The sequence below is a fragment of the Flavobacterium sp. NLM genome, assembly GCF_002210235.1.
GTDB lineage: Bacteria > Bacteroidota > Bacteroidia > Flavobacteriales > Flavobacteriaceae > Flavobacterium > Flavobacterium panici.
On sequence record NZ_LIAC01000011.1, the window covers coordinates 25,162 to 39,912 of the forward strand.

Here is a 14,751-nt window from a genome sequence, read left to right on the forward strand (position 1 = left end):
TTAGTTCAGAAAAAAAACAAAACGGAGTGAATGGCTTTTTTTTAGGAGTGAATGGATATTAAAGGTAAAATACAAACGAAATTGCCGTCTTTTTCTGAGGTTTTTAAATTGGTTCTGGAGTAGAAAGTATAGATGCTCGACAGGTATTTTAGACCAAAATTAGTGCTGGGTTCACTGTGAGCCTTTTTTTGAAGATTATTACTAATAATTACCTGATCTTTTTGAATCAGGATTTCTGTAGTCAACGGATTTTCCTGCGTTGCCATATTATGCTTAATAGCATTTTCAACCACTACCTGAAATGCCAGATATGGAATAAATTTTTCTAAAGCTTTTTCGTCTTCGATTTTTATCGAAAAGAACAATTCTTCCTTAAAACGGGTTTGCTGTAAAAAGATATATTTCTCAATAAATAATAATTCATCTTTTAGTGAAACGACATTTTTTTCTGGCGGATCAATTAAATAACGATAAATGCGAGAAAGATTCAGCGTAAATTTCTGCGCCGTTTTTACATCACTTCCCACTAACATATATAAGGAGTTAAGCGAATTGAATAAAAAGTGCGGATTTATCTGTTCTTTTAAATGCTGAAGCTGAATAAGCGCTTTTTCTTTTATAATTTTTTCGTTCTCTACCAGAAGTCGGTTTTTTTCTTTAATTGCAATTCCTTTTTCTCTATACGCGCGCCTGTTTGCATATGAGAATAAATAGAAAATCAGCAAAAGCATAACCGTTGTAATCGAATAAATCCAAGTTGAATATTTATTAATCAACGCTACATTTTCGTCACTAACATTTTTTGGGAAATTAACACATATAAACCAATGTGTATTTCTAAGGTCTAATTTTTTTGTAAATCGAATAACATCCAGCCCTAAATATTCAGACATAGCAACTCTTTTTGCATAATCCTGCTTTTTAGTAAATATGGTATCAATTGCGCGGGTAGAGGAAATCTCATAAATATTTTTTCCTATAAAATTCAATTCGGGATGATAAATACATCTTCCTGATTTATCAAAAATAAAAGCATAATTGTTAGTCGATTTGACATCTATACTGGAAAAATAATCAACAAGTTTTTTTAAGTTAATATCGTAACCATAACGAACAACTGTGTTTTTTGAAGTAAGTCTGAAATAAATTCTCCAAACCCATTCTTGTCCCTGCGGAATAATAACATTGATATGATCCTGATCTTTATTTTTTTGGATAAAATCTTCTGCATCTTTTTTTAGGTCATCCGAAATAGAATCGGTTCCAAACTGAATTTTATTATCATTTATCTGAAACCAATTATCAGCTACTAATACATTGGTGTTTTGAACTGAAGATAAAACATGTAAGTTAGACGCGAGTTCTTCCGGTCGGCTTATTTTTAAAACATGCTTTATTCTGTTTTCCTGTTCCAGAAGTTTTGAGAATTCCTGCGACAAAAATTCCTGCTTTTTAATAAAGTTACGCTGTGCTGACTCTTCATTTGCTTTTTCGGTAAGATCAGTAATTAAGTTACTTAATATGTATACAGAAAAAACCGTAACAAGAATCGAAACGATGACGTAAATTACGAAAGCACGTCGGGATGTTATTTTTTTTAATCTAAATCTCAAATTGTTTTATAAATTAATTCGCAACCGAAAATTGAGAATCGTATAAGTTTTTATAATAACCATCAGTTTTTGTTAATAGTTCCTGATGTGTTCCTTGTTCCACAATTAAACCTTTGTCCATAACCACGATTTTATCAGCATTTACAATTGTTGCCAATCGATGCGCAATAATGATCGAAGTTCTTCCTTTTGTAATCGTTTCCGTCGCACGCTGAATTAATTCTTCAGAATACGTATCAATTGACGAAGTTGCCTCATCTAAAATCAAAATACTCGGATTACTTACATACGAACGTAAAAATGCAATTAATTGTCTTTGTCCAGACGAAAGCATAACGCCGCGTTCTTTTACATCAAAATCATAATTATCAGGAAGGCTCATAATAAAGTCATGAACGCCAATTTTCTTTGCAGCATCTAAAACCTGTTCGCGGGTAATTTCAGGATTATGAAGTGTAATATTATTGTAAATCGTATCGGCAAACAAAAAGACATCTTGTAGAACAACCGCAATTTGTTTTCGTAAAGAAGCCAAAGTATAATCTTCAATATTTTGTCCGTCAATGTAAATTGTTCCGCTGTTGATTTCATAAAAACGGTTCAGCAAATTGATAATTGTAGATTTCCCGGCTCCGGTAGAACCTACAATTGCAATGGTTTGTCCGGAATTTACAGATAAATCAATCCCTTTTATTACTTCTTCCTCCGGAATATAGCTAAAACGAACTTGTTTAAACTCGATGCTTCCGTCAAAAACCGGAGCTTCAATTTTTCCAGTATCCTGAATATGATCTTCGGTATCGATAATATCAAAAACACGATTGGCAGCAATCATTCCCAATTGCATCTCGTTGAATTTATCTGCAATTTGACGCAGCGGATTAAAAAGCATCCCGATAAACATGGTATAAGAAAACAAATCTCCAAACGTGGTAAAGTTATCGCCGTTTAAAATTTTGAATCCACCAAAAACAACTACTAAACCTAAAGTGATAGATGAAATAATATCGGCAATAGGGAAGAAGATTGAGTTGTACAAAATGGTTTTAATCCATGCAACTCTGTGCTTGTCATTGATAACCCTGAAATTTTCGGCTTCGATTTTTTCACGGTTAAAAAGCTGAACGATTTTCATTCCCGTTACACGTTCCTGAACAAACGAGTTCATATTAGCAATCTGCGTTCGCACTTCTTCAAAAGCAACCTGCATTTTACGCTGAAAAATTCGGGTGATATAAACCAGAATTGGCATGGCAACAACGACAATCCAAGTCAGTTTCCAGTTCATGTAAAACATAAAAATCAAAACCACGAGCATTTTCATCAAATCACTTATAATCATAAATAATCCCTGACTGAAAATACGTGCAATCGATTCAATATCTGAAACGGATCTGGTAACCAATTGTCCAACCGGAACCAAATCAAAATATTTCATTCTAAAACTTAGAATATGTTTGAAAAGCTTGTTCCGAATATCTTTTACAATATCCTGTCCAAGCCAATTCGCCCAATACACAAAATAGAACTGAGAGAAAACTTCCATCAACAAAACGCCTCCCATTAAAATAATGTATAATAGTAAACCTTCTTTGTCGTGTGTCTTGATATAGCCGTCGACCGTTTGCTTTAATAAGTAAGGTCTAAGTGCAGCAAATATGGAAAGCGAAACCGCAAAAATAATAACGCCGTAATAACGCCACTTATAAGGTTTCGTATATTTTAAAATTCTTTTAAATAAACCAGTATCAAATGCTTTTGCTTTCATTTTTTTTTTGATGCTTTAAGCTTTAGGCAATAGGCTTTTAATAAAGTGCTTGAAGCTTACTGCTTAAAGCCTATAGCCTACAGCTATAAATAATCGTAATAAATTTTGGTTAAATATAAACCATGCGCCGGAACCGAAAATCCGGCTTTTTCTCTGTTTTTGCTGGCAATAATATTTTCAAAATCAGCCAGCGTAATTTTGTGTAATCCTATATTAATTAAAGTTCCCACAATTGCCCGAACCATATTTCGTAAAAAACGATTCGCCGAAATTGTAAAAACCAGTTTGTTGTTTTCATTTTTCCAATACGCCTCAAAAATCGTGCAGTCAAAAGTATTAACATCTGTATTCACTTTCGAAAAACACTGAAAATCGGTATGGTTTAATAAAATCTTCGCTGCTTCGTTCATTAAATCAATATCTAGCTTTTGATTTACATACCAGCTCAATTCCTCTAAAAACGGATTTTTTACCGTATTGATATGATATTCGTACGTTCGTTTTGTAGCGTCAAATCTACAATGCGCATCGTCGTGAACGGGAATAAGATTATAAACTGCAATATCTTTTGGTAAATACGAATTCAGCTTGTGTACCAAAACCGGAATGTCAATTGATTTTTCTAAATCAAAATGCCCGTACATTTCTTCGGCATGAACTCCGGTATCTGTTCTTCCGGCACCCATCACATTTATATCCGAATTCAATAAAACTGAAAGCGCTTTATTTAAAGTTTCCTGAACTGATGAAGCGTTGGGCTGAAACTGCCAGCCATGATAATGAGTTCCGTTATAAGCAAAATGAATAAAATATCTCATTGTGAGGTACAGAGGTTTTGAGGTGCAAAGGTACAAAGGTTTTTTTGAAGATGCTAAGATTCTGAGTTGCTATCCCGATAGTTATCGGGACTAAGTTTTTTTATCCTCAATTAATGGGTAGAGACGCACAGCAGTGCGTCTAACGCCAGATTGGAAATGCATTATATATTATAGGTATAATATTTCCGATATATTTTAAAATCGATAAATATCCATTTCAATAAAAATCTAAAAACAAAACTTAGAACCTTAGCTTCTCAGAATCTCAGAATCTTTGTTAAAATCCCTTAAAACCCAAAATGCAAATCATAGTTTGCCCAGCTAAAAATCGTGTCACAAATTGACAATTCCAACGATATAATTAAAATCATTTTTTAACATTTTTGGTCAGAAAATTCCAAATGTTAATTTTTAAAATTTTTCATTTTAACACTTCATATTTCTCCTATGTTTGCACCATTAAATATCTAAAACTATGAATGAAATTACCTCTTATTGGTGGATACTTTTAATTGTATTTGCCATTCTTTTTTACAAATTTATTTTACGTGTTTTCTTCGGAATGGTAATAGTTCCAGAAGATAAAATTGGTTTAGTGACCAAAAAATTCGTTTTGTTTGGCACGGACAAATCATTACCAGATGGCCGAATTATCGCTACAAAAGGTGAAGCCGGTTATCAGGCAAAAACACTTGCTCCGGGTTTATACTGGGGAATGTGGATTTGGCAGTATTCAATAGATATGACTGGTTTCACATTAATTCCGGAAGGAAAAATTGGACTGGTTTTAAGTAAAGACGGAAAAGAAATTCCAACCGGAAGAATCTTAGCCAGAAAAGTAGAAAGTGATAATTTTCAGGATGCAACTGCTTTTTTAGACAATGGAGGTCAAAAAGGACGTCAGACAGCTTTTATCACAACGGGTTCTTACCGTATTAATACATTTTTGTTTGAGATTGTAATTGCAGATCAAATTAAAATTTTTGAAAACATGATTGGTATTGTAACCGCTCTGGACGGTGAACCAATTCCGCAGGGACAAATTGCGGGTAAATTTGTTAACGATCATAATAACTTTCAGGATTTTGATAAGTTTTTGGAACATGGCGGAAATCGTGGTTTACAGCCTCAGGTTATGTTAGCCGGTTCTTATTATATCAATACATGGGGAGTTTTAATTGAGCAAAACCCAATGACAGATGTGCCAATTGGTTATGTTGGAGTTGTGATTTCTTATATTGGAGAAGACGGACAAGATGTAACCGGAGATACTTTTAAACACGGTAATATTGTTTCAAAAGGACAGCGTGGTGTTTGGATGGAACCTTTTGGGCCTGGAAAATATGCGTTGAATAAATACACCACAAAATTAGAAGCAGTACCAACAACGAACTTAGTTTTAAACTGGGCAAACGCGCGCAGCGAATCACATGATTTAGATAAAAATCTTTCTACAATTACGGTTCGTTCAAAAGACGGTTTCCCGTTCAATCTTGACGTAGCGCAGATTATTCACGTGCCGGCAGCAGAAGCTCCAAAAGTGATTGCACGTTTCGGAAGCATGAACAATCTGGTTTCTCAGGTTTTAGAGCCTACAATTGGTAACTATTTCAGAAACTCGGCTCAGGACAGCGATGTGATTTCGTTTTTGACAACCAGAAAAGAGCGTCAGGAATCGGCTAAAAATCATATCAAATTAGTACTTGATGAATATAACGTAAATGCAGTTGATACCCTGATTGGAGATATCGTTCCGCCAGATTCATTAATGAAAACCTTGACAGACAGAAAACTGGCAGAAGAAGAGCAAAAAACATATCAAACCCAAAGAATGGCGCAAGAACAGCGTCAGGGAATGGAGAAAGAAACGGCAATTGCGGATATGCAGAAAGAAATTGTACGTGCTTCTCAAAGTGTTGAAATTGCTCAGCGTACTGCAGATGCTACAGTTAAGAAAGCAGAAGGGGATGCAACCAGTTTAAAACTGAATGTAAACGCAGAAGCAGAAGCTACAAAAATGCGTGCCAATGCAGAAGCAGAAGCAACAAAAGCAAGAGCAGGAGCACAGGCAGAAGCAACTAAATTAAATGCTAGTGCCGAAGCGGAAAGAATTTCAAAAACCGGTCTTGCAGAAGCTGAAAAGATTATGGCAATTGGTAAATCTACTGCCGAAGCTTACCAACTTCAGGTTAGCGCAATGGGCGGCGATAACTTTACAAGATATAAAGTTACTGAGGAAATTGGTAAAGGAAATATCAAAGTAATTCCAGATGTTTTAATTACTGGAAACGGTGGTTCTGATGGTTCTATCAGTGGTTTATTAGGATTAAAACTAATGGAAATGATGGATACCAAAGACTCTAAGGATTTGAAAGAAGTTAAAAATCAAAATCCGAAGAAATAATTATTATAAAATGTTAAACGTTAGATGTGAAATGTAAAAGACATCGTATATCGTAGAGACGCACAGCAGTGCGTCTAACACATAGTTTGAAACCGATTTGCACCAGCAGATCGGTTTTTTTTTATGTTTAAAAGAAATGAAAACCATACGAAAGCCGTACTGCGGTGCGCCTCTAAAGAAAAACCTTTGTATCTTTTAAAACCAATCTGGCGTAAGACGCACTGCTGTGCGTCTCTACATAAATACAGACGTAAAAAACTTAGAATCTTAGCAACTCAGCATCTTAGCCCCTTTTAAAAAACCTTTGTATCTTTGTTTCTTTGAACCTTTGTCCCTTTAAAAAAAAGAATGAAAAAAATCCTCCTGCTTTCCGATACCCACTCTCATATTGATGATGTTATTTTAAAATATGTCAATCAGGCTGATGAAGTCTGGCATGCCGGAGATATTGGCGATTTACATGTTACAGATACTATAAAAAAGCTAAAACCACTTCGCTGTGTTTATGGTAATATTGATGATGCGCAGGCAAGATTAGAATTTCCGCTTCATAACAGGTTTTTATGCGAAAATGTTTCAGTCTGGATTACGCATATTGGCGGTTATCCGGGGAAGTATAATCCTAGTATTAGGGAAGAAATGGCCTCGAACCCGCCAAAGTTATTTATCTGTGGACATTCGCATATTTTAAAAGTAATGTTTGATAAAAAGAATAATTTATTGCACATGAATCCCGGAGCGGCAGGAAAAAGCGGTTTTCATCAAATGCGAACCATGCTTCGTTTTGTTATTGACGATGATAAAATAAAGGATTTGGAAATTATCGAGATTGGGAAAAAATAAGGCTTTATGAAATCGGAACTTTTATTTTAATAGATGTTCCCGTATTTTCATCTGCTCTTGAAATAATAGAAAAACTTCCTTTTAATTTTTTAATTCTCACCCGAATTCGGTTTAAACCAAAACCTTCAATTTCATTTAATTTTTCGGCACTAAAACCTATTCCGTTATCATGAATAATAATGATTAACTGGTTGTTGTTTTCATGTATTGAAATTTGGGCTTTTTGCGCTTCGCTGTGTTTTATAATATTGTTGAATAATTCAGAAACAATGAAATACAATTTGGTTTCAAATTTTTCAGAATATCGCGTATCTGTTGCAACAGAATTTGTAAACTCAAATTGAATGCTCGAATTGGAGTTTCTTTCGCATAAATCTTCTAAAGCATAAATCAATCCAAAACGAACTAAAAGTGTAGGTACAAGATCGTGTGAAATATCGCGCAAAAGATCGTGAACTTCTGATAAAATAGCTTTTGCCTTTTGAATTTCTTCAGATTGTATATTGTTTTTGGTTGTAAAAACATTCAAATGTAATCCGGCAGAAGAGAGAAGCGAATTGATATTGTCATGTAAAAAAGCTGCGATCTTTTTTTGTTCAGTTTCCTGACTGTCAATCCCTGCATTTATTACATCTAAAAGGATTTTTTGTTTGGTGTCTTTTCGCTTAATTTTTTGCTTTAGTTTATTGTTTTGATAAACGAGATAAAAAAGAAAAAATAAAATAACGACTAGAACAACAAATAGACTTACAATTTTTTTGTTTCGTAATTGTTCTCTTTTTGATTGCTCTGAAAACTCTTTTTTTGCTGGTTTTACAATAGAAATATTAGATTCTTTTGGTGTAGCATTTTGCTGGCTGAAAACCTTATCTCCAGTAGAGATAAGCATAATAAGCGATATTAAAATTCTAATAAAAAACATATTTCGGGATATTATTCTCTTGATTTTTAATTTATGGGTTTATTAGGTTGTTTTTTAAAGCATATTTTACAAGCCCAATGGTGTTTTTTATATTGAGTTTTTTCATAATATTTTTGCGATGCGTTTCGACTGTATTTATACTGATAAAAAGCTGCTCGCTTATTTCTTTTCCACTGTATTCTAAGCAAATGAGTGTTATGATTTCCATTTCCCTCGGACTTAAAATTGGATTTTCAGTATAAACATTCTTGCTTAATTTGGGATTATTTTGAGAAAACATGCTAAAGATTTTTTCCCGTACCGCATCAGAATAATATTCCTGATCCTGATATACAGCATCGATAGCTTCAATGATGTTTTCACCGGCACATTTTTTAGTCAAATAGCCTTTGGCACCCAATTTCATTACTTCTTTAATGATTTTTAAATCATCATAACTGGATAAAATAATTACTTTACAAGGAAATCCTTTTTGACTGAATTCTTTTAAAACCTCAATTCCGTCTTTTTGCGGCATACTGATATCCAAAACTAAAATATCAGCCTTATTACGGACTACATCATCATATATAGTGAGACCATTCAAAGAACTGCCGGCAATTTCAAAATTTGGAACTGTCTGCAGTAAATTGGTCAGTCCATCAATAAGAACCTGATGATCATCGGCAAGGTGTATCTTTATTTTATCTGCCATAAGTAGTTTAGAACAAAAAGCAAATTTATGAATAAATTATCTTACAAAATTGTTTTTTGAAAATCATTTCAGATTTTACCTTTTGTTTTAAAAATTAGGCACAAAAAAACCCGAATATAAATTCGGGTTCTCTTCGCACAAAAAAATTAAGTTTATAGGTTTATCTCAAACGATCTACAGATTTTACAAGATCTTCGTCCTTCTTGATGGCCTTATTAGCAAGAACTAATAACACGATAGCAACAATAGGAAGAAACATCCCAATACCTTTCTCTGACACAATTGTTGTTGTGTCTCCAGATAAATTTAGAGAGCGGTAAACAAATAATCCTAATAAAATTAAATTTAATATTATGTTCAGTCGGTTCATCACAAACTGATTTTGTCTCTTTTTGTATGAAATAATACTAACAATCGTAAGCATTGTGCTTAAGCCTAGTAAAATTGTGTAAAACTGGTCTTGCATAAAATAGAAAGCTTTCCCAGTATTTAATGTCCAAAGCGGCATAAAAAACATTAAAACCCCTGTAACAACAAAGGTAAGAATTAGATATACGGTTTGAATTCTTTGTATCATGATCTAAAATTGTTTTACAAAAATATATTTTCTTTTTTTAAAATACTATTGTATGATTAAATTTTATTCGTATTATTGCATCATAATACCGTAAGCACTTCATACTGCGGGCAATTGAAAAAAAATATCTACCTATTCTTTTTACAGTATTTCCTTTAAAATAATTAAACTCATAGAACAATTCATGTTTGATATTTCTGCATTAAAAGAAATGAAGCTTTCTGAGCTTCAAGAAATAGCTAAATTAGCTAAAACAATAAAGATTAATGGCGTTAAAAAAGATAATCTGATTACTCAGATATTAGCGCACCAGGAGGCGGCATCAGCACCGCCTGCAGAAACTATTGCAGAAAAGGAAGCAAATAATGACAAGCCAAAAAGAGCCCGAATTGCTCCGGTTAAAAAAACAGTCAGTAAAAATGCCCCTGTTCTTGAATTTGATACTGTAGAGGAAGCTCCAAAGGAAATTGAAACTCCTGCGGCTGTAGAAGAAAAGCAGACAGCACAAGCTGAAGAAGCTGTCGAAACTAAAACTCCGGAGAAAAAAGGACCTAAAATTGTAAAATTCAATAAGTCAGCTTATGAAAAAAAGGTCGCTCTGCAAAAGGAAAAAGAAACTGTAAAAGAAGTAGTTGCTGCTGAAGAAGTTACAGAAAATGATACAACAGCACCAGTTGCTGAAAAAACTGAAAATACTGCCCCGGTTAAAAAGATTAATCCTAATCAGAATAAAAACCAAAATCCGAATCAAAACCAAAACCCAAACCAAAATGGGAACGGAAACGGAAATAATGGGAATCATCAAAACCAAAACAATAAAAATAAAAAGAACAATAATTTCAGGGATTCAGATTTTGAATTTGACGGAATTATCGAAAGTGAAGGTGTTCTTGAAATGATGCCTGATGGTTACGGATTTTTACGTTCTTCTGATTATAATTATTTAGCTTCACCGGATGATATTTATTTATCAACTTCACAAATCAGATTATTTGGTTTAAAAACCGGAGATACTGTAAAAGGTGTGGTTCGTCCTCCAAAAGAAGGCGAGAAATTTTTCCCTCTTGTTCGTGTATTAAAAATCAACGGACATGATCCGCAGGTGGTTCGTGACAGAGTTTCTTTTGAACACCTGACCCCGGTTTTCCCTTCTGAAAAATTCAAATTAGCCGAAAAAGGCAGTTCTATATCAACCCGTATTATTGATTTGTTTTCTCCTATTGGAAAAGGGCAGCGTGGAATGATCGTTGCACAGCCAAAAACGGGTAAAACAATGCTTTTAAAAGACATTGCCAACGCAATTGCTGCTAATCACCCGGAAGTTTATTTGATCGTTCTTTTGATTGATGAGCGTCCAGAGGAGGTTACAGATATGCAGAGAAGTGTTCGTGGAGAAGTTATCGCGTCAACTTTTGACAGAGAACCACAAGAACACGTGAAAATTGCTAATATCGTTCTTGAAAAAGCAAAACGTTTAGTTGAATGCGGACACGATGTTGTTATTCTTTTAGATTCGATTACACGTTTAGCACGTGCTTATAATACAGTACAGCCGGCATCTGGAAAAGTGTTAAGTGGTGGTGTTGATGCAAATGCATTGCAAAAACCAAAACGTTTCTTTGGAGCGGCTAGAAATGTAGAAAACGGAGGTTCGTTAAGTATCATCGCAACTGCATTGACAGAAACGGGTTCTAAAATGGATGAGGTTATCTTTGAAGAATTCAAAGGAACAGGTAACATGGAACTTCAGTTAGATCGTAAAATTGCAAACAAACGTATTTTCCCTGCAATCGATCTTACTTCTTCAAGTACACGTCGTGACGACTTATTATTGGACGAGAAAACTTTACAGAGAATGTGGATCATGCGTAAATATCTTTCAGATATGAACCCGGTAGAATCTATGGATTTTGTAAATGATCGTTTCAAGAAAACAAAAAATAATGAGGAGTTTTTGATTTCTATGAATGACTAGAGGAAGTTGCTAAGGTTCTGAGATGTTAAGATTCTAAGTTTTTTCTTTGACTTTAGTTCACAATATAAAAAAGGGATGAGTTTTATAAACTCATCCCTTTTTGTTTTTATTTAGAATCTTAGAAGCTCAGTAACTAAGAATCTTTAAAAAAATCTTAGAATCTTAGCATCTCAGTAACTTAGAATCTTATTTAATCGGTTTATCAACCACCGGTCTATTCTCTCTATTCGCTAATTCCCAAGCTAGTACGAAAGCCAGTTTTGTTCTTTTTGTTAAAGCGTCGTATTCGATTTTTTGAGGTTCGTCGCCTTTGCCGTGGTAATCTTCGTGAACTCCGTTGAAGAAGAAAATTGCTGGAATACCGTGTTTTGCGAAGTTATAGTGGTCAGAACGCTCGTAAAAGTGATTTGGATCTGCCGGATCATTAAATTTAAAATCTAAGTCCATTTTGATGAATTTTTCATTTTGAGCCACAACCGCATTGTGTAAGTCAGATGATAATCTGTCGGCACCAATTACATACACATAATTGTTTGTGTTAGCGTGTTCAACATCACGACGTCCGATCATATCAATGTTGATGTCTGAAATCGTATTGGCAATAGGAAACAAAGGATTTTCAGAATAAAAACGAGATCCGTGTAAACCATGCTCTTCGCCAGTTACGTGTAAAAACAAGATTGAACGTTTTGGTCCGTGGCCTTGTTTTTTAGCTTTCGCGAAAGCCTTAGCCATTTCGATAACCGCTACAGTTCCAGAACCATCATCATCGGCTCCGTTATACACTTCACCATCTTTAATACCAACGTGATCGTAGTGAGCAGAAATTACTAAAACTTCATCCGGTTTTTCAGAACCTTCGATATAAGCCCAGATATTCTCAGAATCAGGTAAATTTTGATTGCGTCTTGCATTTAAATAGGATGCAGGAATATGCTGGTAATAATCAGATGCGCCTTTAGGAAATGACACACCGCTTTTTTTGTATTGCTCAATCATATAAAGACCCGCTTTTTTCTGACCTGCAGAACCCGTTTCACGACCTTGCATTTCATCAGAAGCAACCGTATAAAGCATTTTTTTAAGGTCTTTTTCAGAGATAAGTTTCACGTATTTCGTTGGATCTGAATTATCCTTCGAAGCAACAGACTGCGCATTTTTACATGAAAAAGCCGAAGCAATTAATAATAGAATTACAATTTTTTTCATTATAGTATATTAGTGTAAATTGATAAATGTGTATAAAACATAAAATGTTAGTAAAAATAGAATAAAAAAGAAATTAATAAAGAATAATATTACGCTTTTAACAAACGATACTATTCTGCTTTCTCCATAAAAACGATGATGCGCCGGATAAAAATAGTAACACATCCAAATTGTACCCACAACATTGACTATACTTGCAATAAAGCTAATGGGGCTGTCTTCTCCAAATAATCCAACGACTCTTTCTACGATAAACATAATGAGGAAAATGAGCAGTAAAAACGAGAAATAATGCAACGTAAAAATTCCGTGATCAAAATAATACCATTTCTTTTTGTTATGGAAAATCCATAGAAAGAAAGCGAAAAATGGCATGATTATAAATAGGATTTTGGGAATATTATGGAAAAACGATTCAATGAATTTTTCTACAATTTCTCTTTTAGAATTATTCTCTGTAACATGAACTGATTTTTCATATAGCCAGTATTCAAGCTCTGAGAGTTTTTCATCTTCCTTGCCATACTTTTGAATTGAATCGATTTCTTTCATCGTTTTTAATTCAAAATGTGTTTTGTAGGCACCTTTAGTTCCTTTTTTATCCTGATTAATGAGTTTTGTAGAAATTTCTTTTTCACCCTTACTAATTTGATCGCCTACTTTACTCGGAAATATGGCAATTAAAAGAAAAGTAATAAAACTGATAAAAATATAAAGACGAACCGGTGCCAGATAAGATAATCTTTTTCCTGAAAGGTATTCTTTTGTTAGTGTTGCCGGTTTAAAAAGAAGGTTTCGTATTGTTTTCCAAAAAGCATTTTCATAATGCGTTAAATCTTCAAAGAAGTGAATAAACAAATGATGAAAAGTTTTTCTGGAATCTGAATTTTCCTGTCCGCAGTTTGGACAAAATTTTTGCTCAACAACATGCCTGCAGTTTAAACAGGTTTTGTCTTCTCTAATTTTGTTGTGTGACATTGGTTATTTTTGGTTGATTTGATTTTGGTTATTGGTTTGGCCCACGGATTATACTGATTGAACGGGTTTGCACTGGTTTTTTGCCACAAATTACACGAATTAATTTTATTATAATCAGCGTAAATCTGTTTAATCAGTGTCATCCGTGCGCCATAAATAGTATTATTTTTTAAGAACTTCGTTTAAAAAAAGCTGTAAATGCTCAAAAGATCTTTTTGCTGCAACTGGATTATAAGCAGCCCCTTTTGAATTGTCATTTCCGGCTTCTGGATTTGTAAAAGAGTGTACTGAATTTGCATAATAAATCATTTGCCAATCAGCTTTTGCATCACGCATTTCCTGCTGAAATGATGCAATTTCTTCTTTTGGAACAAACGGATCATCTGCTCCGTGACAAATTAAAACTTTAACTGAAGTTGGTTCAGTTTTTCTCGAAGCATCTTTACCTAAGCCTCCATGAAATGAAGCAATTCCTTTTACGTTAAGATGTCCACGTACTGCTTCAAGAACTCCGGTTCCTCCAAAACAATAACCAATAGCAACAATATTATCTGCATTTGCTCCGGATTTTACTAATTCCTGCAAAGCTGCATTAATTCGTTTTTGGTAAGCTTCAGGATTGCTTTTGTAGAAGCCTGCTTGTTTTCCTGCTTCAGAAGTGTTTGTTGGATAATTTCCTTCCCCATAGATATCAGCGATAAAAACATGGTAACCTAATTTAGATAACTCTTCAGCAATTCCTTTTGAAGCATTATCGATTCCTAACCAAGCTGGTAAAAGCAGGATTCCGGGATTATTAGCGCTCTTTTTAGCAGATTTTATAAATAAGCCATTCAATGCCTGGCTTCCTTCAGAATATTTTACGGGTTTTAATTGTGCATTCATAGTAGTTGAAAACAATATTGCAGCAAAAATAAGGGTGGCTAAATTTTTCATTTTTTTACAATTTT

Annotated in this window: 12 protein-coding genes; 3 read left to right on the plus strand and 9 right to left on the minus strand. The window is 34.0% G+C overall.

All coding sequences use genetic code 11. The annotated features are described in order from the left end of the window. Nucleotides 1-41: 41 nt before the first annotated feature. From APR43_RS14825 to truA, 3 genes are all read right to left on the minus strand, one after another. Nucleotides 42-1,613, minus strand: coding sequence for a histidine kinase (locus tag APR43_RS14825; RefSeq protein ID WP_053471705.1), 1,572 nt, complete (start codon nucleotides 1,611-1,613; stop codon nucleotides 42-44). A 13-nt stretch (nucleotides 1,614-1,626) separates the two neighbouring features. Beyond that, nucleotides 1,627-3,381: an ABC transporter ATP-binding protein gene (locus tag APR43_RS14830; protein WP_053471704.1), complete on the minus strand. Its 1,755-nt coding sequence runs from the start codon at nucleotides 3,379-3,381 to the stop codon at nucleotides 1,627-1,629. Between the two features lie 83 nt (nucleotides 3,382-3,464). After that, nucleotides 3,465-4,199 carry a tRNA pseudouridine(38-40) synthase TruA gene (gene truA / locus APR43_RS14835; protein WP_053471703.1) on the minus strand — a complete coding sequence of 245 codons (735 nt, stop codon included), beginning with the start codon at nucleotides 4,197-4,199 and terminating at the stop codon, nucleotides 3,465-3,467. 475 nt (nucleotides 4,200-4,674) lie between these two features. Here truA and APR43_RS14840 point away from each other — a divergent pair, with 475 nt between their 5' ends. Beyond that, nucleotides 4,675-6,603 (plus strand): SPFH domain-containing protein, encoded by a 1,929-nt coding sequence (locus APR43_RS14840; protein WP_053471702.1) that lies wholly within the window; start codon nucleotides 4,675-4,677, stop codon nucleotides 6,601-6,603. A 348-nt stretch (nucleotides 6,604-6,951) separates the two neighbouring features. Beyond that, nucleotides 6,952-7,446, plus strand: a complete 495-nt coding sequence (locus APR43_RS14845) for a metallophosphoesterase family protein (protein ID WP_053471701.1) — start codon at nucleotides 6,952-6,954, stop codon at nucleotides 7,444-7,446. Between the two features lie 4 nt (nucleotides 7,447-7,450). Here APR43_RS14845 and APR43_RS14850 read toward each other — a convergent pair whose 3' ends face one another. From APR43_RS14850 to APR43_RS14860, 3 genes are all read right to left on the minus strand, one after another. Beyond that, nucleotides 7,451-8,335, minus strand: coding sequence for a sensor histidine kinase (locus APR43_RS14850; protein WP_240514957.1), 885 nt, complete (start codon nucleotides 8,333-8,335; stop codon nucleotides 7,451-7,453). A 64-nt stretch (nucleotides 8,336-8,399) separates the two neighbouring features. Then, the gene (locus APR43_RS14855) at nucleotides 8,400-9,062 is read right to left on the minus strand and encodes a response regulator (RefSeq protein ID WP_053471699.1); all 663 of its coding nucleotides are present in this window, start codon (nucleotides 9,060-9,062) and stop codon (nucleotides 8,400-8,402) included. A gap of 160 nt (nucleotides 9,063-9,222) precedes the next feature. Next, complete coding sequence (locus tag APR43_RS14860) at nucleotides 9,223-9,639, minus strand: DUF4293 domain-containing protein (RefSeq protein WP_053471698.1); 417 nt, start codon at nucleotides 9,637-9,639, stop codon at nucleotides 9,223-9,225. Between the two features lie 184 nt (nucleotides 9,640-9,823). Between APR43_RS14860 and rho the strand changes: the two genes are divergently transcribed. Further along, the gene (rho, locus tag APR43_RS14865; RefSeq protein ID WP_053471697.1) at nucleotides 9,824-11,614 is read left to right on the plus strand and encodes a transcription termination factor Rho; all 1,791 of its coding nucleotides are present in this window, start codon (nucleotides 9,824-9,826) and stop codon (nucleotides 11,612-11,614) included. A gap of 186 nt (nucleotides 11,615-11,800) precedes the next feature. Here the strand turns inward: rho and APR43_RS14870 are convergent, their stop codons facing one another. The 3 genes from APR43_RS14870 to APR43_RS14880 form a co-directional block, all read right to left on the minus strand. Then, complete coding sequence (locus APR43_RS14870) at nucleotides 11,801-12,823, minus strand: M28 family peptidase (RefSeq protein WP_053471696.1); 1,023 nt, start codon at nucleotides 12,821-12,823, stop codon at nucleotides 11,801-11,803. A gap of 9 nt (nucleotides 12,824-12,832) precedes the next feature. After that, nucleotides 12,833-13,801 (minus strand): DUF3667 domain-containing protein, encoded by a 969-nt coding sequence (locus APR43_RS14875; RefSeq protein ID WP_053471695.1) that lies wholly within the window; start codon nucleotides 13,799-13,801, stop codon nucleotides 12,833-12,835. 162 nt (nucleotides 13,802-13,963) lie between these two features. Beyond that, entirely contained in the window at nucleotides 13,964-14,737 is a 774-nt protein-coding gene (locus APR43_RS14880; RefSeq protein ID WP_053471694.1) for a dienelactone hydrolase family protein, read from the minus strand. Nucleotides 14,738-14,751: the final 14 nt, after the last annotated feature.

Coding starts and splice junctions, on each gene's coding strand:
- APR43_RS14830 (WP_053471704.1), bottom strand. CDS start 3,381: ATGAAAGCAAAAGCATTTGATACTGGTTTATTTAAAAGAATTTTAAAA.
- truA (WP_053471703.1), bottom strand. CDS start 4,199: ATGAGATATTTTATTCATTTTGCTTATAACGGAACTCATTATCATGGC.
- APR43_RS14840 (WP_053471702.1), top strand. CDS start 4,675: ATGAATGAAATTACCTCTTATTGGTGGATACTTTTAATTGTATTTGCC.
- APR43_RS14845 (WP_053471701.1), top strand. CDS start 6,952: ATGAAAAAAATCCTCCTGCTTTCCGATACCCACTCTCATATTGATGAT.
- APR43_RS14850 (WP_240514957.1), bottom strand. CDS start 8,335: ATGCTTATCTCTACTGGAGATAAGGTTTTCAGCCAGCAAAATGCTACA.
- APR43_RS14855 (WP_053471699.1), bottom strand. CDS start 9,062: ATGGCAGATAAAATAAAGATACACCTTGCCGATGATCATCAGGTTCTT.
- APR43_RS14860 (WP_053471698.1), bottom strand. CDS start 9,639: ATGATACAAAGAATTCAAACCGTATATCTAATTCTTACCTTTGTTGTT.
- rho (WP_053471697.1), top strand. CDS start 9,824: ATGTTTGATATTTCTGCATTAAAAGAAATGAAGCTTTCTGAGCTTCAA.
- APR43_RS14870 (WP_053471696.1), bottom strand. CDS start 12,823: ATGAAAAAAATTGTAATTCTATTATTAATTGCTTCGGCTTTTTCATGT.
- APR43_RS14875 (WP_053471695.1), bottom strand. CDS start 13,801: ATGTCACACAACAAAATTAGAGAAGACAAAACCTGTTTAAACTGCAGG.
- APR43_RS14880 (WP_053471694.1), bottom strand. CDS start 14,737: ATGAAAAATTTAGCCACCCTTATTTTTGCTGCAATATTGTTTTCAACT.